The sequence below is a fragment of the Actinosynnema sp. CS-041913 genome (genome assembly GCF_050942485.1).
In the GTDB taxonomy this organism is placed as follows: domain Bacteria; phylum Actinomycetota; class Actinomycetes; order Mycobacteriales; family Pseudonocardiaceae; genus Actinosynnema.
On the sequence record NZ_CP192037.1, the window covers coordinates 7,620,086 to 7,644,010 of the forward strand.

The following is a 23,925-nucleotide window of genomic DNA, read 5'->3' on the forward strand; positions in this document are numbered from 1 at the left end:
CCCCGTCCCCGCTACTCCAGCACGATCAGCAGGTCGCCGCCCTCCACCTGCTGCACGCCCCGCACCGCGAGCCGCTTCACGCGGCCGGCCTTGGGGGCGGTGATGGCGGCCTCCATCTTCATGGCCTCGATGGTGGCGACGGTCTGCCCAACCTCGACCTCGTCGCCCTCGGCCACGGAAGGCGTGACGACACCCGCGAACGGCGCGGCCACGTGACCGGCGTTCGCGCGGTCCGCCTTCTCCGCGACCGGTACCTCCGCCGCGATCGACCGGTCCCGCACCTGAATCGGCCGGAGCTGGCCGTTCAACGTCGCCATCACGGTCCGCATACCGCGTTCGTCGGCCTCGCCGATCGCTTCGAGACCGATCAGCAGGCGCACGCCGGGCTCCAGGTCGACCGAATATTCCTCACCCGGCCGCAGGCCGTAGAAGAAGTCCTTGCTGCGCAGCACGCTCGTGTCGCCGTACGCGTCCCGGTGCGCCTCGAACTCCTTGGCGGGCGCGGGGAAGAGCAGGCGGTTCAGCGTCGCCCGGCGGTTCTTCTCCAGGCCTTCGCGGTCTTCGTCGGTCAGCTCCGACACGCCCTTCGGCGCGGCCCGACCCTGCAGGGCCTTGCTGCGGAACGGCTCCGGCCAGCCGCCGGGCGGGTCGCCCAGCTCACCGGACAGGAACCCGACCACCGAAGCGGGGATGTCGAACTTGTTCGGCTCCGCCTCGAAATCCTTCGGGGACACGCCGGCACCGACCAGGTGCAGCGCCAGGTCGCCCACGACCTTGGACGACGGCGTCACCTTCACCAGGCGCCCGAGCATCCGGTCGGCCGCCGCGTACATGGCCTCGATCTCCTCGAACTTCTGACCGAGGCCGAGGGCGACCGCCTGGGTGCGGAGGTTCGAGAGCTGACCGCCGGGGATCTCGTGGTTGTACACGCGGCCCGTGGGACCGGGGATGCCGGACTCGAACGGCGCGTACACCTTGCGTACGGCCTCCCAGTACGGCTCGATGTCGCACACCGCTTGGAGGTCGAGGCCCGTCGCGTGCTCGGTGTAGTCGGTGGCCGCCACGATCGCCGACAGGGGCGGCTGGGACGTGGTGCCCGCCATCGACGCCGCAGCGCCGTCCACGGCGTCGACACCGGCCTGGATGGCCGCCAGGTACGTCGCGAGCTGCCCTCCCGCCGTGTCGTGCGTGTGCAGGTGCACGGGGAGGTCGAACTCCTTACGCAACGCGGTCACCAGCCGTGCGGCGGCAGGAGGCCTCAAGAGGCCTGCCATGTCCTTCACGGCCAGCACGTGCGCGCCCGCGCCGACGATCTGCTCGGCCAGCTTGAGGTAGTAGTCGAGCGTGTACAGGCGTTCGTCCGGATTGGACAGATCCGCCGTGTAGCACAGCGCCACCTCGGCAACGGCCGTTCCGGTCGCCCGCACGGCCTCGATCGCCGGACGCATCTGCTCCACGTCGTTCAACGCGTCGAAGATGCGGAAGATGTCGATGCCGGTCTTCGTCGCCTCTTCGACGAAAGCGCTGGTCACAGCCTCGGGATACGGCGTGTAGCCGACCGTGTTGCGGCCTCGCAGGAGCATCTGGAGAGTGATGTTCGGGACGGCTTCCCGCAGTGACGCAAGGCGTTCCCACGGGTCCTCGGCCAGGAAGCGCAGCGCCACGTCGTACGTCGCGCCGCCCCACGCCTCCAGCGACAGTAGCTGCGGCGTCATACGAGCCACGTGCGGCGCTACTGCGAGCAGGTCCTTGGTGCGTACTCGGGTCGCCAACAACGACTGGTGCGCGTCGCGGAACGTGGTGTCGGTCACCGCCAGCGCCTTGCTCTCCCGCAGCCAGCGGGCGAAGCCCTCCGGGCCCAGCTCGGTCAGCTTCTGCTTCGACCCGGCGGGCGGCTCGACCGTCACATCCACGGCCGGCAGCTTGTCCTTCGGGTCCACGGCGGCCGGGCGCGGGCCGTTCGGCAGGTTCACCGTGACGTCCGCCAGATAGGTCAGCATGCGCGTGCCGCGGTCGGCGGAGTGCCGTGCGGTGAGCAGGTGCGGGCGCTTCTCGATGAACGACGTGGTGACGCGGCCCTCGTAGAAGTCCTCGTCGTCCAGGACCGCCTGGAGGAACGGGATGTTCGTGGACACGCCGCGGATGCGGAACTCGGCGACCGCGCGGCGGGCCCGCGCCACGGCCGCGGAGAACGTACGGCCGCGGCAGGTGAGCTTGACCAGCATCGAGTCGAAGTGCGCGCCGATCGCGGTGCCGGAGCCCGTGGTGCCGCCGTCCAGCCGGATGCCCGAGCCGCCCGGCGAGCGGTAGGCGCTGATCATGCCGGTGTCCGGGCGGAACCCGTTGGCCGGGTCCTCGGTGGTGATGCGGCACTGGAGGGCCGCGCCGCGCAGCCGCACGGTGTCCTGGCTCAGGCCCAGGTCCTCCAGGGACTCGCCGGACGCGATGCGCATCTGCGACTGCACCAGGTCGACGTCGGTGACCTCTTCGGTGACCGTGTGCTCCACCTGGATGCGGGGGTTCATCTCGATGAAGACGTAGTTGCCGTTGGGGTCGAGCAGGAACTCGACGGTGCCCGCGTTGCGGTACTTGATGTGCCGGGCGAACCGCACGGCGTCGTCGCAGATGCGTTCCCGCAGCTCGGGGTCGAGGTTCGGGGCGGGCGCGATCTCGATGACCTTCTGGTGGCGGCGCTGCACCGAGCAGTCCCGCTCGAACAGGTGCATCACGTTGCCCTCGCCGTCGGCGAGGATCTGCACCTCGATGTGGCGGGGCTCCACCACGGCCTGTTCGAGGAACACGGTCGGGTCGCCGAACGCGGACTCGGCCTCGCGGGACGCGGCCTCCAGGGCTTCGCGGAGGCCCGCGGGGTCGTCGACCTTGCGCATACCGCGCCCGCCACCGCCCGCCACGGCCTTCACGAACACCGGGAAAGCGATGTCCCGGCCGGCTTCGAGCAGGGTGTCGATGTCGCTGGACGGCTCGCTGGACTTCAGCACCGGCAGGCCGGCTTCCCTGGCCGCGGCGATGGCGCGGGCCTTGTTGCCGGTCAGCTCCAGCACGTCCGTGGGCGGGCCGACGAACGTGATCCCGGCTTCGGCGCAGGCCTTGGCCAGCTCGGGGTTCTCCGACAGGAAGCCGTAGCCGGGGTAGACCGCGTCGGCACCGGCCTTGCGGGCCGCCTTGATGATCTCGTCCACGGACAGGTACGCCCGGACGGGGTGGCCGGGCTCGCCGATCTCGTAGGACTCGTCGGCCTTGAGCCGGTGCAGTGAATTGCGGTCCTCGTGGGGGAAGACGGCAACCGTGCCGGCGCCCAGCTCGTAGGCAGCGCGAAAAGCCCGGATCGCGATCTCGCCGCGGTTGGCGACAAGAACCTTGCGGAACATTCGGCGTTCCCTCCCAGGTCACTCGGCGGTCAATCAAGGCACGCTACCGTGCGTGTCCCGCCCCTCGGGAGTTCCATCCCACGTGACGGACGTCATCGTGATCGTTCACTCACGCGGTCAAGCGGCTCCCGGCCCGGCGCACGGCCCGTGGATTGTCCCTTGCGGGCGAGCCCGGCGCAGCCCCCTGACGGACGGCTCACACCGCCGGCGGCCACCACGGGCGACACTCCGCCCACTTCACCCGATAGTGATCTTGACCCCCTCGAACGCCTGTTCGACAATAGAACGGCAAGCCCACAACCCGGCTGAAATCCCGACGACGAAAGGAGGTCCGAGTGCCAAGTGGTGTCAGAGCGGTGGTGGCTCCCTCGAACGCCCCGGGGGTCGTTCCCCACCCCACTGAGCCGATCTTCGGGCGGCAGAACCCGACTACCTCACGGCGAGTGGGCGTGCCGCCGCGCCGACGACCGGTCAGGGCGTGCCGGTCGGAGGCGCGGCGCCGACAACCGCCGTAGCCATCGCTCTCGTTTCCGTTGTCGCCGTTCGACGCCGCCGTTCGACACCGGCCGCGGTGAACGTTCGGTAACCGCCACGAGCGGGTGGTCGTATCACCGCTGTGAGCGCTCGATCACCGAGCCGTTACACTGCGTTCGCTGCATCGGGTGACGGACGGTGCCGACTTCTCGGTAGGGTTGGACATATGGCCGGGGCTGAAGGGACTGGGCAGCCTGCTGCCCGCACCCACTTCGACGTTGTTCTGCGCGGGTACAACCAGCGACAGGTCAACGAACGCGTGACACGTCTGGAATTCGACCTCAAGAACTCCAACAGATCACGCGAAGCCGCCGCGGCCCAGATCGCGGAGCTGAACAAGCTCCTCGGCACCACGCGCGCCGAACTGGACAAGGTCAAGGCCCAGCTCGGCAACCTCGCCAACAGCCCCGTCAACGCGTCGAACGTCACCGAGCGTGTACGCGTGATGATGACGCTGGCCGAGGAAGAGATCGCCGACATCCGCAAGGGTGCGATCGACCAGGCCAACGCGACGCGTGCCGAGGCCGAGCGCTTCGCCGCCGAGGGCCGGGCCGCGCACCAGCGCGCGATGGGTGAACTCGACGAGCGCCGCAAGCAGTTGGACGCGGCCCACCAGCAGCGCTCCGCCGAGCTGGAGTCGATGCACCAGCAGCGCGCGGCGGAGCTGGAGAAGCAGTACCAGGACCGCCGGGCCGAGCTGGAGCGGTCGCACGAGGAGCTGCGGACCAAGCTGGCCGCCGAGCACGAGGCGCTGGTGGCCGAGACGCGGGCCGACCGCGAGCGGGTAACGGCCGAGTACGACGCCAAGAACGCGGCGCTGGACGCCCGCCGGGTTGAGTTGGACCAGAAGTACAAGAGCTACCACGACGACCTGGACAAGGAGTACGACGAGCTGCGTGCGACGCTCCGCAAGGAGCACGAGGCACACGTCGTGGAGGCCAAGGCCGAGGCCGCCCGCCTGCTGGCGGAGGCCCGCGCCCAGGCCGACGCGCTGCGTGCCGAGACGGAAAAGCAGATCGCCGACCTGGAGTCCGAGGCCTTGGCGAAGGCCGAGAAGGCAGTGGCCGACGCGAACGCCTACGCGGAGAAAACCACTGCCGAAGCGACCGCGCACGCCGAGAAGACGATCACGAACGCCGACAACCAGGCCGACAAGACCGTCACCGAGGCGACCGCCAAGGCGGAAAAGACCCTTGCGGACGCGAAGTCCGCAGCGGAGAAGACGGTCACCGAGGCGAATGCCCACGCCGAGAAAACCGTCCGCGAGGCCAACGCCCGAGCCGAAAAGACGATCAGCGAGGCCACGGCCAAGGCGGAGAAGACGATCAGCGACGCTGATTCCCACGCCGACCGCCGCACCACCGCCGCCGACCGAAAGCTGACCGAGCTGCACACCGTGCACAAGGCCCTGTCCGAGCAGTTCGCCGCGGCCCAAGCCGCCGTCAGCCAGGCCGTGGCCAGCCTGTCGCCCTTGGACGCGGAGTCCGACTCGTCAGAGCCCGAAGCGTTGTCGGACTCCGAACAGCCCACCAAGCAGCTCCCGCTCCCCCGCACCGACTGACCGCACCCGACCGACCGGGCCGACAGCTTCTGACCGACCTCGATGCGACGCAGCGTCGGTGCCGCATCGAGGTCGGTGCCGCATCGAGGTCGACGTCAGGCCGGTGACCCAGCGGTGCGGCGGCGAAGCGCGCCGGCGGGCGGTGTGGGTCGGCCGCCGAGGCGGATCAGCGTGGGGCCGGGCTTGCTACTGCGGCGGCAGTTGGTCGGCGGGCACGACTTCGGCCGGGGTCGGCACGGTGATCTCGATCGGCTTGCCCCAGTCGGTGAAGCGGGTGGTCGACTGCTTGACGACCTTGCCGTTCATCTCGAAGCGGTACTCCGCTTTGAGCGGTGCGCCGGTGTTGTCGACCCACACCACGGCCGCGATGGTCACCCCGTACTCGGCCAACTGGGTGTGTTGGAGCTGGATGTCCGGGTCTTCGATGACCTTCGCCATCTTCATCGGGTCGACCACCAGCTCGTAGCGGGTCGTCGGCACGCCGTCCAGCCGCTCCTCGCCCCGGCCGGCGATGAGTGCCGCGCGTGGCTGCACGTAGTCCAGTTCCGCGCCCACGGTCGCGCCTGGGCCGAAGCCTCGCAGCAAGGCGTCGACCTCGCCGCTGTTCTTCCGGGAGTAGAGGCCCCACTTCTTGCCCTCGGGCATCGGGGCGCCGTCGACGTGCACGTAGAGACCGTCGCGGGTCATGACCATGTCCATCTTGCGGGCTTGGCCGCCCGTCGACATCTGCATCGCCATCGAGCCCGTCACGCCGTCGGGGTCTTGGCGGAGGGCGCCGTCGACGGTGCTGCGCACCTCGGTCGCGTCGCCGTCCGACGCGAAGCCCTCGGTGTGGAAGTGAGCGGTTCTCAGCTCGGTTCGCCGTTGGTCGATGCGTTCCGCCAGCACCGCCAGGTCGCCCTTCGGCGGCGATGACGGCACGGGCGCCGGCGTCTCGCCGGACGAGCACGCGACCAGCAAGAACGGAACCAGCGAAATCGGCATCAGGGCGAGCAGCAGACGGCGCACAATGCGGCGACGATACTCCAGCTGCCGAAGGCCGCTCAGCGCAGCAGGACGTCCCACTCGTCTCGTACCGGCGGCAACTTCATCCCCTCGAACTCGATGAAGTCCCTCCGCCACTGCGGAGCGGTGCGAGCCGAGTGGACGATGTACACCGACCCGGCGACCACGCACCCGGCTGCGCAGACGGCGGCGATCCTGGCCGGCCAGCCGCCGTCCGACCAGGCCCGGAGGGCCACCAACACCGGCGAGCCGAGCACCACGAGGTCGAAGAGCCATCCCACCGCGTTCCGCCACCAGGGGCGCGTCACGAGCCGCACCCCGGCGACGGCGATGGTGTCGCCTTCGTCCGGTCCGTGCACCCGGAGCCTCGTCGCCTCGATCCGACGCATCGAGACCTGGCCGATCACCGACCACAACGTGCCCAGCCCGAGGACCAGCAACAGCACGTCAACCAGGTGGAAGAACCATGGCGCCCCCTGGTTGGCCACCATCGAGCCGCCCGCGCCGAGGAGCATCAAGCCGCCGGCCACCTTCAACGAGCCGAGATGCAACGTCGACAGCCACGGAGGCAACAGCGATCGGACAACCTTGTCCCGCACCTCGGGCCGTCCGGCCAGGAACTGCCGGACCTCGGCCCGAGCACGAGTCACCGCGAGATCACGCGACTCGGCCGCCGCAGACCCCGGCTCGGCAGCCTTCTGGTCGGCGCGAGCCAGCTCGGGATCGTCCGGCGCTGCGGGAGCCCTGGCGGTGTCGTCCGGGGCGGCGTGGGTCGTGTCGGCGTTGTCGGGCTCGGCGTTGTCGGGCTCGGCGTTGTCGGGCTCGGCGTTGTCGGGCTCGGTATGGAGTGCCTCGGTGTGCGCTGGCTCGGCGTGGGGTGCCTCGGCGTGGGGTGCCTCGGTGTCGTCCGGCTCGGTGGCTGGGCGGGCCGGGGTGGGTGGCTGGGGTTTGGTGTCGTCGACTGCCGAGGGATCGCGCATCTAGGCCTTCTCCAGGTATTCCGCCCGTTCCTCGTCCAGCAGGCCGGCCACCAGTGCTGCCAGGCCCGGGTGCTCGGCCAGTTCTGGGTCGGCGTCCACCACTCGTGATGCCACCACTCGCGCGTCGGCGATCACGTCCTCGTCCCGCAGCAGGGACAGCATCTTCAAGCCCGAGCGCTTGCCGGACTGGGCCGCGCCGAGGATGTCGCCCTCCCGCCGCAGCTCCAGGTCGAGCTGCGCCAGCTCGAAGCCATCCAGAGTGGACTCGACCGCGCGCAGGCGGTCCATGGTCGACGTCCCCTCGGGCATCTCCGTCACCAGCAGGCACAGGCCCGGCGCGCTGCCCCGGCCCACCCGGCCGCGTAGCTGGTGTAGCTGGCTGACGCCGAATCTGTCCGCGTCCATGATCACCATGACGGTCGCGTTCGGGACGTTCACGCCTACCTCGACCACTGTCGTGGCCACCAGGACCTGCACCTCGTTCGCCGCGAACGCCCTCATCACGGCGTCCTTGTCGTCCGGTGGCATCCGGCCGTGCAGGATGTCGACGCGCAGGCCGCTCAGCGGGCCTTCGGCCAGCCGTTGCGCGACGTCCACGACCGCCAGTGGTGGGCGGCGGTCCGAGGTGTCGTCTTTCGGGGGTTCGGGGCCGTCTTCGGACTCTCCGTCACCGATGCGTGGGCACACCACGTACACCTGGTGGCCCTTGCGGACCTCCTCGTGGATTCGCTGCCATGCCCGGTCCAGCCAGGCGGGTTTGTCCGCCACGGGGACGACGGACGTGCTGATCGGCGAACGGCCCTGGGGCAGTTCGCGCAGTGCGGACACCTCCAGGTCGCCGTAGACGGTCATCGCCACGGTGCGCGGGATCGGGGTCGCGGTCATCACCAGCACGTGCGGGGTCGAGCCGCCGGCTCGGCCGCTCAGGGCCGCTCGCTGCTCCACGCCGAAGCGGTGCTGCTCGTCGACCACCACGAAGCCCAGGTCGGCGAACTCCACCTTGTCCTGGATGAGCGCGTGCGTGCCGACGACGATGCCCGCCTCGCCGGTCACGATCTCCAGCATCGCCTTCTTGCGCTGTGCCGCCGGCATCGAGCCGGTCAGCAGGGTGACCCTGGTCGCGTGCTCGGCGCCGCCCAGCTCGCCCGCCTGGCCGAGGTCGCCCAGCAGGTCGCGCAGCGACCGGGCGTGTTGCGCGGCCAGCACTTCGGTCGGCGCGAGCATCGCGGACTGGCGTCCGGCGTCCACGACCTGGAGCATCGCCCGCAGCGCGACCATCGTGTTGTGGGTGACGATGAAGTGGTCCGTCACGTAGAGCTGGGACGGGTGCGCGACCGAGATGCACTGCACCGGCTTCACGCCCACGAACTCGACCCGCTCGATGTGCCGCACGGGCGGCGCGGTGCGGTCCAGCGCGTCGCGGAACGGCGGGAAGTCCTCCGGCAGCCGCACGACCACCTCGTGCTGCTCGTAGCCGTAGCGCAGGAGCCCCGTGCCGCCCAACGACTCCGCCAGCTCGCTCACGTACTCGGCGAGGTGCGTCGACTCGGTGCGGAACACCACGTCCGTCCCGTCGCACCGCCCGCCGGTGCTCAGCAGGCCCTGCAACAGCTCGTGCCGCTCCTTGACCGGCGCCAGCTCCACGCAGTCCACGTCCGGCGCGACGACCATCGGCAGCCGCCGGCGGGACGGGCCGTCGCCCGCCAGCAGGCCCTCCCGGATCTCCCGCAGCGTCAGCACCTCCCCGCCGTGCGTCGCCCACAGGTGCTCCAGGTCGGACTCGACGGACTTGCCGTCCGACAGCACCACCCGGAACACCTCGCGCTCGCCCTGCGGGAACACGCCCGTCACCGCCGTGGGCGTGCCGTCCGCCGAGATGACCTCGTCGCCGACCTGGATGTCGCCCATCGGGCGGAAGCCCTCGTGCGTGAGCACCAGCGCGTCCAGCGGCTGCGCCTTGCCCGAGCCCACTTCGCCTTGCAGCAGGCGGTTCATCGGGTGCTCGCCGGACAGGTCGCGCGCGATCTGCTCGCCGACCTCCTGCTGCCCGGCGGTCAGCTCGAACGGCAGCCGCGCGTCGAACGCGTCGCCCACCAGGCCGGGCCGGCGCGGGCAGGCGGGCGCTGGACGGGCCGTCGCGGACTTCCGGCGTTGCGCCAGCGCGAGCTGCACGGCCATCGCCTCGTCCCACTTGAGCCGCTGCTGCGCCACGGCGATCGCGGCCCACCCGTCCGGCCGGTGGATGTCCCGCAACGCCTTCTCCAGCGGCACCAGGCCGCGTTCGGCACGCAGTTCGAGCGGCAGCGGGTCCTCGGCCACGCCGTCCCACACGGCCAGCACCTGCTCCACGCAGTTGGACACGTTCCACGACTGGATGCCCTGCGCCGCCGGGTAGACCGGGATGAACGCCCCGGCGAACTTCGCGGCGTTCTCGTCGACGGTGTCGTCCAGCACCTGGTAGTCGGGGTGCGCGAGCTGGAGCTTGCCGTTGAACATGCCGACCTTGCCCGCGAACATCGCCTCGCGGCCGGGCAGCAGCTCCCGCTCCACCTTGCGCGAGCCGCGCCCGAAGAACACCAGGTGCAGGTCGGACGAGCCGTCCGTGATCACCGCCTCCAGCAGCTCGCCGTTGCGGCTCTTCATCCGCCGTTGGCGCGCGCTCTTGACCCGCGCCTGCACGGTGGCGTGCTCACCCAGCTCCAAGCCCTTGATCTCGGTGAGCTTGCCACGCTCGTCGTACCGGCGCGGGTAGTGCCGCAGCAGCTCGCCGACCGTGGTCAGGCCGAGGCCGCTCTCCAGCGCGTCGGCGCTCTTCTTGCCGAGCACCGACACCAGCTTGTCGTCGAAGGTCGTCATCCCGGCCTATTCAACTACTCGACACCGACAATCAGGACAGCGCCGGGCTGGCCGCCGTGATACGCCGCCAGTTCGACCTCCGGATGGACGATCCGGAGGTGGTCCTCCACCACGTTCGCCAGCCCTTCCGGGGCGTCCTCGCCGAGCAGCACCGTGACCAGTTCCCCTCCGCCCGCGAGCATCCGGTCCACCAGCCGGCAGGACAGCGCCGCCACGTCGGCCGGGCCGGGCTCGATCAACACGACCTCGCCGTCCAGCATGCCAAGGAGATCGCCCGGCTGACAGCGTCCCACCCAGGTGATCGCCTCGCGCTCGGAAACCCTGACCTCACCCCGTCGGGTCGCCGCCGCCGCCTCGGCCATCGCCACCACGTCGTCGCCGGCCCGCCGCGAGGCGTCGTGCACGGCCAGCGCGGACAGCGCCTGCACCGGGGAGAACGTCGGCACCACGACCACGTCCTGGCCGGACTCGACCGCCTGCGCGACCGCCTCCTCCAGCGGCGCGCGCAGGTCGGGGTCGCCGGGGAGCAGCGTGACGTGCCGGGCGCGGGTGCTCACCACGACCGCGAGCAGGTCGGCCGGGTGGTCGGTCGGTTCGGCCACCACGGCGCCCTCGGAGCGGAACAGCTCCTTGGCCCCCTCGCCCTCGACCAGGACGACGACCGCCCGGTCCCGGACGAACCGCGGGGCCTGGGCGGCGACCTGGTCGGCGAACCGGGCCACCGTGATGCGGTGCGGACGGCCCTGCGCGATACCCGCCTCGACGGCCGCACCGATGTCGTTGCAGTGGACGTGCACGGTCCACAGGCCGTTGCCGTCGCCGACCACCGAGACGCAGTCGCCCAGTGCGGTCAGCTCCTGCTTGAGCCGGTCGGTGTCGGGTTCGCCGTCGAGCAGGTACATGACCTCGTACTCGTACTCGGCGGAGCCCGCCTCACGGGCGGTGGTGAGCGATTCGGGCGTCCGGGGCGGAGCGGTGGCGGGCGGCACCTCCACCGGCTGCCCGGTGATCACCGCGACCAACGTGTCCAAGAGCACGACCAGGCCTTTCGCGCCCGCGTCCACCACACCCGCCTTCGCCAGGACGGCGAGCTGGCGAGGGGTCTCGGCCAGGGCCTCCGCACCGGCCTTGGCGGCGGCCGTGACCACCTCGTCCAGGTCGTCGGAGGGGCAGTCCCGGGCGGCTTCGGCCGCGGCGTGCAGGACGGTCAGCACGGTGCCGGCGACCGGCGCGGAGACGGCGGCGGTGGCGAGTTCGTCGGCCCGGCGCAGGGCGGTGCGGATGGCCTGGCCGCCGGCGGTGGACGTGCCCTGGGCGGCTTCGGCCAGGCCTCTGAGCACCTGGGACAGGATCACGCCGGAGTTGCCCCGCGCGCCCGCCAGCGCGCCCCGCGCGAGCGCCGCCAAGGCCTGCCCGACGGAGTCCACCGGGGTCCTGAGCAGCGAGTCCTGCGCGGACCGCATGGTCTGGGACAGGTTGGTGCCGGTGTCGCCGTCCGGCACCGGGAAGACGTTGATGCGGTCGATCTCGTCGCGGTTCGCGTCCAGGGAACGGACACAGGCGTCCGCCCACTGGCGCACCGCGACCGCGTCGAGAGCGTGCATGGCGAGGAGGGTATTCCCACCCGGTTTGGAGGGGACGCCCGCCATTGGCTACCCTGTCCAGGTTGCCATGCCCGGCTGAGGCTTGTGCACGCTTGCGCGCCCGCCGGGGCGTGAGTACCGCTGGATAAACCTTAAGGAGTGGCTGACGTGGCTGCCGTGTGCGACGTCTGTGGCAAGGGGCCGGGCTTCGGCAAGTCGGTCTCGCACTCCCACCGGCGCACCAATCGCCGGTGGAACCCGAACATCCAGTCCGTGCGCGCGAAGGTTTCGTCTTCGCAGCGCCAGCGGCTGAACGTGTGCACCTCCTGCCTCAAGGCGGGCAAGGTGGTTCGCGGCTGAGACCGCGTCCGGAGCGTTGTCGGAAGGCCCCCGGGACTTGGTCCCGGGGGCCTTTCGGCGTTCGAAGGTGTCGGTTCGGAGGTGTCGGCGAGTGCGACGTCCGGAGTTCCTCGGCGGTGCGGCCGTCAGGGCAGCTTCCAGTCGATGGGGGACGCGCCCTGGCCGACCAGCAGCTCGTTGGCCCGGCTGAACGGGCGTGAGCCGAAGAAACCCGCTCCCGCCGACAGCGGCGACGGGTGGGCCGACTCGACGCACGGGAACGGCTGGAGCACCGGCTTGAGGTTGCGGGCGTTGCGGCCCCACAGGATGGCCACCAGCGGCTCGTCGCGCGCCGCGAGGGCCTTGATCGCCTGCTCGGTGACGGCTTCCCAGCCCTTGCCCTGGTGGGAGTTGGACTTGCCCGGCTGGACCGTCAGCGCCCTGTTGAGCAGCAGCACGCCCTGCTCGGTCCACGGCGTCAGGTCGCCGTTGGACGGCTTCGGGTGGCCCAGGTCGTCCATGTACTCGCGGTAGATGTTGATCAGGCTCTTCGGGATCGGCCGGGTCTCCGGCGCCACCGAGAAGCTGAGCCCCACCGCGTGGCCGGGCGTCGGGTACGGGTCCTGGCCCACGATCAGCACCCGCACGGCGTGGAACGGCTGCTGGAACGCCCTCAGCACGTTCTCGCCGGCCGGCAGGTAGGTCCGCCCGGCGGCGACCTCCGACCGCAGGAACTCGCCCATCTTCGCGATCTGGTCGGCTACCGGGGCCAGCGCCTGCGCCCAGCCGGCTTCCATGACTTCCTCAAGCGGACGTGCCACGGCGGGACCTTATCTCAGTCGAGCCGGCGGAGACCCTTGCGGTACGTCAAGATGTTGTTCACGTACTTGTCCACCACGGGCAGGCACGCGCCGTCCGGCACGGCGAAGCCCTCGCGGATCTTCGCGGGCACGCCCAGCGCCATCGAACGTGCCGGCACGTGGCCGTTGAACGACACCACCGCGCCCGCGCCGACGATCGCCCCCGTCTCCACCACCGCGCCGTTGAGGACCACCGACCCGGACGCGATGAGGCAGCGGTCGGCGACGGTCGCGCCCTCGATGTGCACGTTGTGGCCGATGACGCACTCCTCGCCGATCAACGCCGGGTGCACCTCGGTGCAGTGGACGACCGTGCCGTCCTGGACGGACGTCCGCGCGCCGATCTCGATGCGCCCGGAGTCGCCGCGCAGCACGGCTTGCGGCCACACCGACGCGTGCGCGTGGATCCGCACGTCGCCGATCACCGTGGCATCCGGGTGGACGTAGGCGTCCGGGTGGATCACCGGCTCGTGGTCGCCCAACGCGTAGATCGCCATCGCGACCCTCCTCAGTGCTCCGGTAGTTCCTTCGCGTAGCAAAGGCTTTCGGGATGATCCCGGTAGACGCCGAAGTTGTCGATCCGCCGGTACCCGCTGGACTCGTAGAGCCCGATCGCCTCGGGCTGGCGCAGGCCGGTCTCCAACACCATCCGGGTGCGGCCGACCGCCCGCGCGGACGACTCCAGCTCCGCGAGCATGACCCGGGCCAAACCCTTGCCGCGCACGGAGTCCACCGTGTACATGCGCTTGATCTCGGCGTCGCCGGGGCGGATCGAGTCCCGGGCCACGTCGTGCGCCCGCCACCCGCCGCAGGCCACCGGGACGCCGTCGAGGTAGCCGACGACGAAGTGGCCCCGGGGCGCGGTGAACTGCGCCGGGTCGACCGGTGTGGCGTCCTCGTCGCCGTAGCGGACCACGAACACCTGTTGGAGATCGGCGATCAGCTTGACCGAGTCTGGATGGTTATACGCACGTGTGAATATTTCCACAGCAGGCAGACTACCTACCGCCAGTGCTCCCAGCCAGGGGGTTTCTCGTAGGCCCGACCGTCCACCGTCACCCCGCTGCCGTGCCGCACGGTGCCGATCGTCCGCCACCCCTCGGGCACCGCGGCCGGCTCCGGGAACGTCGCGGCGAGCGCGTGGTCCTCGCCGCCGGTCAACACCCAGTGCCGCGCGTCGGCGCCCAGCGCGGAGGCCACGTCCAGCAGTCGCGGGTGCACCTCCAGCAGCTCGGTGCGGATGTCGATGCCGATGCCCGACTCGTCCGCGATGTGCGCGAGATCGGCCAGCAGCCCGTCCGACACGTCGATCATCGCCGTCGCACCGGCCGCGGCGGCCTGCGGCCCGGCCGCGTAAGGAGGTTCGGGATTCCGCTGCGCCCCGACCACCGCCACCGGCGACCGGAACCCGCGCCCCAGCACCGCCAGCCCGCCGGCCGCCCAACCGAGCCTCCCGCAGACGGCCACGACATCACCCACTTGGGCTCCCGACCGGGTGACCGGCTCCAGTCCGTTCATATCCCCCAGGGCGGTAACGGAGATCACCAGTGTCGCGGAGGACACCATGTCCCCGCCCACCACACCGGCTCCCGCGACGGCCGCCTCCTGCCACAGGCCGGCGGTGATGCCCTCGACCAAAGAGGACGGCGTGTCGGACGGGCAGGCGAGACCGATCAGCAACGCCGTGGGCATGGCCCCCATGGCGGCCACGTCGGCCAGGTTCACGGCCGCCGCCTTCCGGCCGACCTGCTCGGGAGACGACCAGTCGAGTCTGAAGTGGACGCCTTCGACCAGCACGTCGGTGGACACCACCACCCGTCCGTCGGGCGCGGCCACGACAGCCGCGTCGTCACCCGGCCCGAGCAGGGTGGTGGGCGGCTGCGTCCGACCTGCCGTCACCCGGCGGATGAGACCGAACTCACCCACTTCAGCGACCGTGTCCGCGTTGCGCGGCGGCTCCGGACGCAAGATTGCCTCCCGTTCTGAGCATTCGGAACCCCGACTGGGGTACGTTGCTGACCACGTTCCTACCCCGACCTAACCTGTCGCGACGAAGGGGCACGCCGTGGTGCACGCATACATCCTCATCCAGACCGAGGTCGGGAAGGCAGCCGCCGTCGCGGCCGAGATCTCCGGCATCCCCGGAGTCGCCACGGCGGAAGACGTCACCGGCCCCTACGACGTCATCGTGCGCGCGGAAGCCGACACCGTCGACCAGTTGGGGCAACTCGTGGTCGCCCGCATCCAGACCGTCGAGGGCATCACCCGAACACTGACCTGCCCGGTGGTCCACCTGTAGCCCCGTGTTGTCATAACCGGGTGGCACAGGACCCGAAACCCACCGCACTGCTACCCAAACCGCTGATGGCCGTAGCCGTCGGCCTGCCTGTACTGCTGGCCGCAGGCGTGGCGGCCGTGGGCCTCTTCCTGGCCACCGGCGGACAGGACGTGCAGCCCGCCCCGACGACCGAAGACCGCTCAGGGCCATTGGCCTTGGTCCCGGTGCCCGCGCCGGAGGCGGAGGGCGAGGAGTGCAAGGCCCTGCTGAACGAACTCCCGACGGAACTGGTCTCGAACGGCGCCCCCCTGCCCCGACGAGAACTGGCCTCACCGGCCCCGACGGCGACAATGGCCTGGGGCAACGCCGACCACGAGCCGATCGTCCTGCGCTGCGGCCTGAACCGACCGGCGGACCTCAACCAGACCTCGCAACTGAGGGTCGTCTCCGAGGTGCAGTGGCTGGAAATCAACGAGGGCGACAAAGCCACCTGGTACACCGTGGACCGACCGACCTACGTGGCCCTGACCCTGCCGTCCGACGCAGGCACAGGCCCACTGCAAGACATCTCGACCACCATCCGCGACACCCTCGCCCCAGTCCCCATCGAAACCGAGGGCTGAACGCACTGAGCGCGCTCCGCGCTCTTGTCCTCGGCGCGCGCAGCGCGCACACCCCCAGGTGGGCTGCGTGTCATCCCCGTATGGCCTGCCCGCAGGGAACCGCGCTTTTCCTGGGGATGCAAGCACGCTTTTCGCTTGCATCCCCAGGAAAAGGGTGGTTGTCTTTGACCAGGTCATGCGGGGATGGCACGACGCCCGAGTCTTGCTTTTGTGTACATCCTTGGCGGCCTGCCTGTCCGGCGAGCGAGGACGCTTGTAGCTTCTCGACTCAGCGCGATCGCGACCGCTCTGAGTCGAGAAGATTAAAAGCGACGCTCGCCGCTTGGCAGGCCTCCGGGGAGGAAGGGCAAGGCGTCGTGTTCTCCCCGTATGGCCTGGTCAAAGACCACCACACTTGTCAAGGAGGCGCAAGCGAAAAGCGTGCTTGCACCTCCTTGACAAGCGCGGTTCCCTGCGGGCAGGCCATACGGGGAGAACACGAGGCCCCTTCTTTGTGCTCGCGCAAGCCTCAGGCCGCCGTGCTCGCGCAAGCCTTGGGCCGCTGTGCTCGCGTCGTTTCAGCGCAGGCCGGTGCCCCGGGCGAGTGCCGTCTCGATGAGCGTGGTGAGCAAAGTCGGGTAATCGACACCGGTTTCGGCCCACATCCGGGGGTACATCGAGATCGGCGTGAAGCCGGGCATGGTGTTGACCTCGTTGAGGACCAGTTCGTCATAGTCCGTGATGAAGAAGTCGACTCGGGCCAGGCCCTGGCAGTCGAGTGCCCGGAACGCCGTGACGGCCATTTCCCGGAGGTCCGCCGTGATCCTCGGGTCGAGTTTCGCCGGGATGTCGAACTCGCAGACGTCGTCCAGGTACTTGGCGTCGAAGTCGTACCAGTCGACCTCTCCGCCGACGATGCGCAGTTCGGCCGGCAGGGAGGCTTCCACCCGGCCGTCGGGGAATTCCAGCACGCCGCATTCGACCTCGCGGCCGGCGACGGCGGACTCGATGATCACCTTCGGGTCCGTCTTCCGGGCCAGTGCGATCGCGCTGTCCAGGTGCGACCAGTCGACCACCTTCGAGATGCCGACCGACGAGCCCGCCCTGGCCGGCTTCACGAAGACCGGCAGGCCGAGCCGGGTCCGGTCGTCGATGGACAGCGTGTCCTGGTCACGGCGCAGGACGGCGAACTCGCCCACGGGCAGACCGGCGCCGCGCAGCAGGCGCTTGGTGAACTCCTTGTCCATCGCCATCGCCGACGCCAGCACGCCGGGTCCTACGTACGGGATGGACGCGAGTTCCAGCAGACCTTGGATGGTCCCGTCCTCGCCCCAAGCCCCGTGCAGCACGGGGAAGACCACGTCGACGTCGGTCAGCGCCTCGTCCGGCGACACGGGCACCAGCTCGCCGCCCGACACGGGCACCAGCGAGTTGACCGTCGGCAACTGCCGGTTCCGGACCTCCAGCGCCTTGGTGTCGTCGGCGCCGATCACCCACCGGCCTTCGCCGTGGGTGATGCCGACCGGGACGACCTCGAAGCGGTCCCGGTCCAGGTGCGGGAGGATGCTGCCGGCGGACAGGCAGGAGATCATGTGCTCGCTGCTGCGCCCGCCGAACACCACGGCGACCTTGGTCTTGCGTCGAGTCATGGTTTCCGACCCTACCCGGATGGCGTAACCGGCTGCTCAGACGGGACGGAGCAGCTCCACCAGCACCGGGAGCGCGGCCATCAACTGCTCCCGCGAGCAGGCCCCGTACCCGATCGCGGCGCCGAACACCTTGGGCCGGCCCGCGTGGTGCCGGGCCAGGCCGTCCAGGCGGAGGCCGCGCGCTTCGGCGGCGGCCAACAGGTCCCGTTCCGCCTGGGCGTCGTCCAGCAGCACGACGACGTGCGCGCCGGCGTCGTCGCCGAGCACGGAAACCCCTGCGGCGGCGAGGGTCGAGGCGACCAGCGCCCTGCGCTCGGACAGCTCCCGGCGCAGCTTCCGCAGGTGCCGCCCCAGATCGCCGGTCCGGGCCAGCTCGACCAGCACCCGTTGCCCCGCCGCCGAAGGACTGGTGCCGGTCCGATCCCGGTGGGCCAGCACCTCCAGGGCGATGGGCTCGGGCGCGACCATCCACCCCGCGCCCAGCGTCGGGGTGAGGATCTTGCTGGTGGTCCCCAAGTGCACCACCACATCGGGCGCCAACGCCGCGAGCAACGGCAGCGGCGCTACGTCATAACGGAGTTCGCCGTCGTAGTCGTCCTCCACGACGAGCCACCCCTCCCGACGGGCCCGCTCCACCAACGCGACCCGGCGGCCGGCCGACATCCGGCCGCCCATCGGGTACTGGTGCGCCGGCGAGCAGTAGACGCCCCGCACGCCCTCCGGCACGCCCTCCACGAGCATCCCTTCCTCGTCCACCGGGGCCTGCACGACCTTGATCCGGGCCGACCGCAGCGCCCACACGGCACGCTGGTAGCCGGGTTCCTCCACGGCCACCACGTCACCGGGCTTCAGCACCGCCGCCGCCAGTTCCACCAACGCCGCCGTGGTCCCGCCGGTCGCGAGGACCAGTTCCGCGCGCAACCCGCCGCGCACCGCCAACCCCCGGTGCCGCAACAGGTGCTCGGCGACCACCGCGCGGTACTCGGGCAGGCCGCCCCGCTGGGGGCGGAACAACGGCAGGGCATCCGCCGCCGCGCGCCACGCCCGCCGCCACGCCGCCCGGTCCAAGCCGTCCGCCCACGGCCCGCCGGGCGCGAAGTCGATCACGTCGACGGCGGGCTCGGGCGCGGACGCGCGGCGCGGACGTCCTTTGAAGGAGCCGGGAGGTGTCGTGGTGACGTAGGTGCCCGACCCGTGCCGCCCGGCGATCCAGCCCTCGGCGTGCAACTGCTCGTAGGCCGCCGCCGTCACGGTCCGGCTGACGCCCAGCCGCTCGGCCAGCGCACGGGTCGACGGCAGCCGGTCCCCGCTGCGCAACCGCCCGTCGGCCGCCGCCGCCCGCAGGGAATCCGCGAGCTGCACGGCCAACGGCTCGCCGGAGGCCCGGTCCAACGTGACCGGCAACGCCGTCTCGGACAAAGCGGCCTCCTCGGTCAGCCAGTAATTGGCTCTTGAAGAATGCCACTTTACCCGTGAAGCTGCGGACATGACGTTGTCACCGACGCCCCGCAGCACGATCAAGCGCGGCAAGAACCGCGCCGTGACCGAACGGGACGCCCTGCACGCCGTGCTCGACGCCGCCCTGGTCTGCCACCTCGCCGTGGTGGTGGACGACGCGCCGCTGGTCCTGCCGACCGGCTTCGGCCGCGACGGCGACACCCTGTTCCTGCACGGCTCCACGGGCGCGCGCAGCCTCCGCGAGGCGGCGACCGGGGTGCCGGTGTGCGTGGCGGTGACGCTCCTCGACGGCGTGGTCTACGCGCGCTCGGTGTTCGACCACTCGATGAACTACCGTGCGGCCGTCGTCCACGGCACCGCCGTGCCCGTCACCGACCCCGACGAGAAGACGCACGCGCTGCGCGTCCTCACCGAGCACCTCGCGCCCGGCTCCTGGGACTACGCCCGCCGGCCCACACCGAAGGAACTCGCCGCCACCTCGGTGCTCGCGCTGGGCCTGGCCGAGGCGTCGGTGAAGATCCGCAGCGGCCCGCCCGGCGACGAGGACGAGGACGTCGCCGCCAACGCCAGGTGGGCGGGCGTGCTGCCGCTGCGCACCTCCTGGGGCGAGCCGGAGCCCGACCCGCTGCTGGTCGGCGACTGGGACGTCCCCGGGCACGTCAGCGGACGGCGGTAGCCCCGTCCACCGGGTCGAACCGGTACGGCCGCATGGTGCGCCCGCCGTCGCGGTACACGTGGATCGTGACGGCCGGGTCCGGCCCGTCGTTGCGCACCTGGTGCACGTAGTCGGGGCCGAACACGCGGGACTGGCCGGCTGTCAGGTGGTGCAGCACCTGGGTGCGGCCGGGCGCGACGATCTCCGTCAGCGAGCCGTTGACCAGCGTGAACGCGCCGGTGGTCGGGCCGTGGTCGTGCAGGTCGGTGTGCTGGCCGGGCAGCCAGCCCATCAGCCAGACCTCCTGCTCGGCGGTCTTCTCGACCAGCGTGGAGAAGCGGCTGTCGGGGTCGTAGCGCAGCAGGTGGGCCCAGCGCTCGCGCCGTGCCGCCATGTCGAGCGCGATCCGCACGGGGTGCAGCGCGGCGTGCGACTGGGGCAGGGCGATCGTGTTCTCCGGAACGGCGAACATGGTTCCTTCTCGGGGGAAGTGCGGAATGCAGGCGTCACAGGCCTGCGGGACGCAGGTGGATCACCGAGAAGGACAGAGCGCGCTGGCGACCAGGCTGAGGTCGATGTGACCCCGCCCGTCGATCATGGCGCGGAAAGACATGGGCAAAGCCTGACAGCGCCGCCCGCGCCGGGCAACCACGTCCCACGAATTGGAACACGCGTCACCCACTAGAGCGACTGGAGCACGTCCTCCACCAGGTCCGCCGTGTCCTCGCACCCGGCCGACATCCGCACAAGCCCTTCCGGCACCGGGTCGCCCCACTGCGCGCGCCGGTCCAGCGTCGTGTGCAGGCCGCCGAAGCTCGTGGACGCCGCCACCAGCCGCGACCGCTCCAGGAACGCGCCCACCGCGTCGGCGTCGCGCAGCACGAACGTGAGCACCCCGCCGAACCGCCGCATCTGCCGTGACGCCACCTCGAACGCCGGGTCCTCCGGCGCGCCCGGCCACCGCAGCCCGGAGACCTCCGGCCGCCCCTTCAACGCCTCGTGCAACGCCGCCGCGTTCTCCGCCTGCCGCGCCAGCCGCAGGTCCAATGTGCCCAGTCCGCGATGCGCCAGCCAGGCCTCGAACGGGCCGGGGATCGCACCGCCGACCGTCCGCGCCGCCCGGATCCGGTCCGCCAGCACGTGATCCACTGTGGACACGTGCCCGAGCAGCACGTCGCTGTGCCCGGCGACGGCCTTCGTGTCGCTGCCCACCACGATGTCCGCGCCCAGCGCCAACGGCCGCTGACCCAACGGGGTGGCGGTCGTGTTGTCCACCGCCACCAACGCGCCCGCCGCGTGCGCCCGCGCGGCCAGCGCGGCGATGTCGCACACGTCCAGGCCCGGGTTGGAAGGCGACTCCAGCAGCACCAGCCGCACTCCGTCGAACGACGGATACGGCCCGGCGGTGGGCGCCGCCACGACCTCCACGGGCATTTCGGCGGCCAACGTCCGGGTCAGGTAGTACCCGTCGGCCGGCAGCACCACCGTGTCACCGGGCGCGAGCACCACCCGCAGCAACGTCGAGATCGCCGCCATCCCGGACGGGAACAGCACCGCCTCGCCGCCGTCCAACCCGCCCAGCGCGGCTTCCAACGCCCGCCAGGTCGCGTTGTGCGCACGCCCGTAGGTGTCGTCACCGCCCAGGTGGTAGGCCGACGCGAACACCGGACCCGCCAGGAACGGCTCGCCCGCCACGGCCGACACCGAGTGCACCACCCGCGTGCCGTCGCCCCATTCGCCGCCGGAAGTGCTCACTGCCGCTCCGCCTTGCGCTCCCGGCCCAGCAGCGCCGCCGTCAGCGCACGCGGGTCCAGCCCGTCGTGGCACACCCGGTGCACGCCGTCCGTGAGGGGCATGTCCACGCCCAGCCGCGCGGCCAGCTCCCGGATCGACGAGCACGACTTCACGCCCTCCGCGACCTGCCCGTGCGCGGCGTCCTGGGCCTGCGCCACGGTGTCGCCGCGCCCCAGCCGCTCGCCGAACGACCGGTTCCGGGACAGCGGGGACGCGCAGGTCGCCACCAGGTCGCCCAGCCCGGCCAGACCGGCGAACGTCAGGGGGTCCGCGCCCAGCGCCGCGCCCAGCCGCGCCGTCTCGGCCAGCCCGCGGGTGATGATCGACGCCATCGTGTTGTCGCCGAACCCGAGCCCGGCCGCCATGCCGCAGGCCAGCGCGATGACGTTCTTGCACGCCCCGCCCAGCTCGCAGCCGACCACGTCCACGTTGGTGTACGGCCGGAAGTACGCGTTCGAGCACGCGTGCTGGAGGTCCACCGCCCGGTCGTGGTCGGTGCACGCGATGACCGTCGCGGTCGGCTGCTCGGCCGCGATCTCCTTGGCCAGGTTCGGCCCGGACACCACCGCGACCTGGTCCTCCGGCACGTCCGCGACCTCCCGGACGACCTCGCTCATCCGCTTCAGCGTGCCCAGCTCCACGCCCTTGGCCAGGCTGACCAGCGTCGCGCCGGGCGGCAGCGCGGCACGCCACTGCGCGAGGTTCGCCCGCAACGTCTGGCTCGGCACGCCCAGCACCACGGCCTGCGCCCCGTCCAGCGCCTTCCCCGCGTCGGCGGTCGCCACCAGGTTCTCCGGCAGCACCGTGGTCGGCAGGTAGCCCGAGTTCACCCGCGACCGCGTGATCTCGTCGGCCACCTCCGCCCGCCGCGCCCACAGCACCACGTCCGTGCCCGAGTCGGCCAGCACCTTCGCGAAGGCCGTCCCCCACGACCCCGCACCCATCACCGCGACGCGCTCCACGTCAGCTCTTCTTCGAGTAGAAGCCGTCGGGCGCGGGCTCCTGGCGGATGTCGGCCAGGAGGTCCTTCACCTCGCCCATGAGCAGGTCGGTCACCTCGCGCAGCACCGCGAGCGACTGCGGCTTCACGCGGTGCGCCGACAGGTCGACCGGCTCGCCGACCTTCGTCACCACGGTCTTGCGCGGGAGCGGCCGGAACTTCTTGCGGTAGTGGTCGTAGACCTCGCGGGTGCCCCAGCGGGCGGCCGGGATGACCGGCACGTCGTGCTCCAGCGCCAGCCGGGCCACGCCGGTCCGCGACGTCATCGGCCAGCCGTCCGGGTCGCGGGTGATCGTGCCCTCGGGGTAGATGATCACCAGCAGGCCGTTCTCCAGGGCCTCGTGCGCGGCGCGCAGGCTCTGCTGGGCGTCGGCGGTGCCCCGGTAGACGGGGATCTGCCGCGCGCCCTTGATGACGGTCCCGAGCACGGGGACGTTCCACAGGCTGTGCTTGGCCAGGAAGTGCGGCACGCGCCCCTGCTTGTGGGTGAACACCGCGTCGTAGACGGGGTCCAGGTGGGACACGTGGTTCATCACGAGGAGCGCGCCGCCCGTCTTGGGAATCCACTCCACGCCCTCGTTGCGCCGCCGCGCCATCAACGCGGTGGCCGGGTAGAACGCCGCCGCGGCGACCCCCACCCAGAAGCCGCCCTTCTCCTTGGCCAATGTCCTGCCCTTTCGTCACCCGCGGTTCGCCTGGAGTCTTCCCCGCGAGTCCCGGCGAGGTCCAGTCGACATCGGGGAGTATGGCGGTGTGCGTGCCGATGTGGACCTGGTGGTGCCGGTCAAGACCCTGCAACGGGCGAAGACGCGGCTGGTGGGGGTGACCGACGACCGGCCGGCGCTGGCGCTGGCGTTCGCCCTGGACACCATCGCCGCCGCGCTTCCGGTCGTGCGGAGGGTGCTCGCCATCACCGAGGACCGGGCCGTGGCGGCGGAGCTGCGGGCGATGGGCGTGGGCTCGATCCCCGGACCGGAGGGGCTGAACGAGGCGCTGCGGTTCGGCGCGGCCGTCCTGCGGCGGCGGGACCGGCACTCGGTGGTGGGCGCGCTCCAGGCCGACCTGCCCGCGTTGCGGACCGACGAGCTGGAGCTGGCCCTCGACGCCGCCGAGGGGCGGGCGTTCTGCCCGGACCGGCAGGGCACCGGCACGACGCTGCTGCTCTCCGCGCCCGGCGCGGACCTGGACCCGAGGTTCGGGGCGGGGTCGGCGGCGGCCCACGCGGCGGACGCGCGGACGCTGGTCGGGCCGTGGCCGTCGCTGCGCAACGACGTGGACACCGCCGAGGACCTGGGGCTGGCCGCCGGACTGGGACTGGGGCCCCGCACCTGCGAGGCCCTCAGCCCAGTCTGCTAGCAGTCCGGCCGGTCAGCGGTCCACTC

The 23,925-nt window shown here is 71.3% G+C and carries 21 protein-coding genes; 6 read left to right on the forward strand and 15 right to left on the reverse strand.

The window, feature by feature from the left end:
• Nucleotides 1–11 precede the first annotated feature (11 nt).
• Nucleotides 12–3,389 (reverse strand): pyruvate carboxylase, encoded by a 3,378-nt coding sequence (locus ACQPZF_RS34300; RefSeq protein ID WP_433264175.1) that lies wholly within the window; start codon nt 3,387–3,389, stop codon nt 12–14.
• A gap of 793 nt (nt 3,390–4,182) precedes the next feature.
• Here ACQPZF_RS34300 and ACQPZF_RS34305 point away from each other — a divergent pair.
• On the forward strand, nt 4,183–5,484 hold the full coding sequence (locus tag ACQPZF_RS34305) for a hypothetical protein (RefSeq protein ID WP_433264176.1): 1,302 nt from the start codon (nt 4,183–4,185) through the stop codon (nt 5,482–5,484).
• Between the two features lie 186 nt (nt 5,485–5,670).
• On the opposite strand, the gene ACQPZF_RS34310 is transcribed toward ACQPZF_RS34305, so the two are convergent.
• The 4 genes from ACQPZF_RS34310 to ACQPZF_RS34325 are packed head-to-tail and all read right to left on the reverse strand — an operon-like array spanning nt 5,671 to nt 11,929.
• Nucleotides 5,671–6,492 (reverse strand): hypothetical protein, encoded by an 822-nt coding sequence (locus ACQPZF_RS34310; RefSeq protein WP_433264178.1) that lies wholly within the window; start codon nt 6,490–6,492, stop codon nt 5,671–5,673.
• A gap of 35 nt (nt 6,493–6,527) precedes the next feature.
• Entirely contained in the window at nt 6,528–7,469 is a 942-nt protein-coding gene (locus ACQPZF_RS34315; RefSeq protein WP_433264180.1) for a hypothetical protein, read from the reverse strand.
• Nucleotides 7,470–10,325 (reverse strand): helicase-related protein, encoded by a 2,856-nt coding sequence (locus tag ACQPZF_RS34320; RefSeq protein WP_433264182.1) that lies wholly within the window; start codon nt 10,323–10,325, stop codon nt 7,470–7,472.
• Between the two features lie 14 nt (nt 10,326–10,339).
• A complete protein-coding gene (locus ACQPZF_RS34325; protein ID WP_433264183.1) occupies nt 10,340–11,929 on the reverse strand; it encodes a DAK2 domain-containing protein in 1,590 nt (529 codons plus the stop codon).
• Nucleotides 11,930–12,076: 147 nt separating this feature from the next.
• Here ACQPZF_RS34325 and rpmB point away from each other — a divergent pair, with 147 nt between their 5' ends.
• Nucleotides 12,077–12,268, forward strand: coding sequence for a 50S ribosomal protein L28 (gene rpmB, locus ACQPZF_RS34330; RefSeq protein WP_433264185.1), 192 nt, complete (start codon nt 12,077–12,079; stop codon nt 12,266–12,268).
• Between the two features lie 125 nt (nt 12,269–12,393).
• Here the strand turns inward: rpmB and ACQPZF_RS34335 are convergent, their stop codons facing one another.
• Genes ACQPZF_RS34335 through ACQPZF_RS34350 form a run of 4 tightly spaced genes read right to left on the reverse strand, consistent with a single transcriptional unit; the run spans nt 12,394 to nt 15,075 of the window.
• Nucleotides 12,394–13,068, reverse strand: coding sequence for a uracil-DNA glycosylase (locus ACQPZF_RS34335; protein ID WP_433264187.1), 675 nt, complete (start codon nt 13,066–13,068; stop codon nt 12,394–12,396).
• A 14-nt stretch (nt 13,069–13,082) separates the two neighbouring features.
• The gene (locus ACQPZF_RS34340; RefSeq protein ID WP_433264189.1) at nt 13,083–13,604 is read right to left on the reverse strand and encodes a gamma carbonic anhydrase family protein; all 522 of its coding nucleotides are present in this window, start codon (nt 13,602–13,604) and stop codon (nt 13,083–13,085) included.
• 11 nt (nt 13,605–13,615) lie between these two features.
• Nucleotides 13,616–14,095 carry a GNAT family N-acetyltransferase gene (locus ACQPZF_RS34345; protein WP_433264191.1) on the reverse strand — a complete coding sequence of 160 codons (480 nt, stop codon included), beginning with the start codon at nt 14,093–14,095 and terminating at the stop codon, nt 13,616–13,618.
• A 14-nt stretch (nt 14,096–14,109) separates the two neighbouring features.
• The gene (locus tag ACQPZF_RS34350; RefSeq protein ID WP_433264193.1) at nt 14,110–15,075 is read right to left on the reverse strand and encodes a thiamine-phosphate kinase; all 966 of its coding nucleotides are present in this window, start codon (nt 15,073–15,075) and stop codon (nt 14,110–14,112) included.
• Nucleotides 15,076–15,172: 97 nt separating this feature from the next.
• Here ACQPZF_RS34350 and ACQPZF_RS34355 point away from each other — a divergent pair, with 97 nt between their 5' ends.
• Together ACQPZF_RS34355 and ACQPZF_RS34360 are read left to right on the forward strand one after the other, a co-directional pair.
• Entirely contained in the window at nt 15,173–15,406 is a 234-nt protein-coding gene (locus tag ACQPZF_RS34355; protein ID WP_433264195.1) for an Lrp/AsnC family transcriptional regulator, read from the forward strand.
• 20 nt (nt 15,407–15,426) lie between these two features.
• Nucleotides 15,427–16,008: a DUF3515 domain-containing protein gene (locus tag ACQPZF_RS34360; RefSeq protein ID WP_433264197.1), complete on the forward strand. Its 582-nt coding sequence runs from the start codon at nt 15,427–15,429 to the stop codon at nt 16,006–16,008.
• A gap of 557 nt (nt 16,009–16,565) precedes the next feature.
• Here the strand turns inward: ACQPZF_RS34360 and ACQPZF_RS34365 are convergent.
• Both ACQPZF_RS34365 and ACQPZF_RS34370 read right to left on the reverse strand, forming a co-directional pair.
• Nucleotides 16,566–17,636 carry a D-alanine--D-alanine ligase family protein gene (locus ACQPZF_RS34365; RefSeq protein WP_433264199.1) on the reverse strand — a complete coding sequence of 357 codons (1,071 nt, stop codon included), beginning with the start codon at nt 17,634–17,636 and terminating at the stop codon, nt 16,566–16,568.
• A gap of 36 nt (nt 17,637–17,672) precedes the next feature.
• A complete protein-coding gene (locus tag ACQPZF_RS34370; RefSeq protein WP_433264201.1) occupies nt 17,673–19,055 on the reverse strand; it encodes a PLP-dependent aminotransferase family protein in 1,383 nt (460 codons plus the stop codon).
• Nucleotides 19,056–19,122: 67 nt separating this feature from the next.
• Between ACQPZF_RS34370 and ACQPZF_RS34375 the strand changes: the two genes are divergently transcribed.
• On the forward strand, nt 19,123–19,770 hold the full coding sequence (locus tag ACQPZF_RS34375) for a pyridoxamine 5'-phosphate oxidase family protein (RefSeq protein ID WP_433264203.1): 648 nt from the start codon (nt 19,123–19,125) through the stop codon (nt 19,768–19,770).
• On the opposite strand, the gene ACQPZF_RS34380 is transcribed toward ACQPZF_RS34375, so the two are convergent.
• The 4 genes from ACQPZF_RS34380 to ACQPZF_RS34395 form a co-directional block, all read right to left on the reverse strand.
• The gene (locus tag ACQPZF_RS34380; protein ID WP_433264205.1) at nt 19,754–20,221 is read right to left on the reverse strand and encodes a cysteine dioxygenase; all 468 of its coding nucleotides are present in this window, start codon (nt 20,219–20,221) and stop codon (nt 19,754–19,756) included. The two genes, ACQPZF_RS34375 and ACQPZF_RS34380, sit on opposite strands and share 17 nt — an antisense overlap.
• 209 nt (nt 20,222–20,430) lie before the next feature.
• Entirely contained in the window at nt 20,431–21,504 is a 1,074-nt protein-coding gene (locus ACQPZF_RS34385) for a cystathionine gamma-lyase (RefSeq protein WP_433264207.1), read from the reverse strand.
• Nucleotides 21,501–22,487: an NAD(P)H-dependent glycerol-3-phosphate dehydrogenase gene (locus tag ACQPZF_RS34390; RefSeq protein ID WP_433274842.1), complete on the reverse strand. Its 987-nt coding sequence runs from the start codon at nt 22,485–22,487 to the stop codon at nt 21,501–21,503. The genes ACQPZF_RS34385 and ACQPZF_RS34390 overlap by 4 nt, the downstream gene beginning before the upstream one ends.
• A gap of 19 nt (nt 22,488–22,506) precedes the next feature.
• Entirely contained in the window at nt 22,507–23,208 is a 702-nt protein-coding gene (locus ACQPZF_RS34395; protein ID WP_433264208.1) for a lysophospholipid acyltransferase family protein, read from the reverse strand.
• An 88-nt stretch (nt 23,209–23,296) separates the two neighbouring features.
• On the opposite strand from ACQPZF_RS34395, the gene cofC reads away from it, so the two are divergent.
• Nucleotides 23,297–23,899, forward strand: a complete 603-nt coding sequence (gene cofC, locus ACQPZF_RS34400) for a 2-phospho-L-lactate guanylyltransferase (protein WP_433264210.1) — start codon at nt 23,297–23,299, stop codon at nt 23,897–23,899.
• The last annotated feature ends 26 nt before the right edge of the window (nt 23,900–23,925 follow it).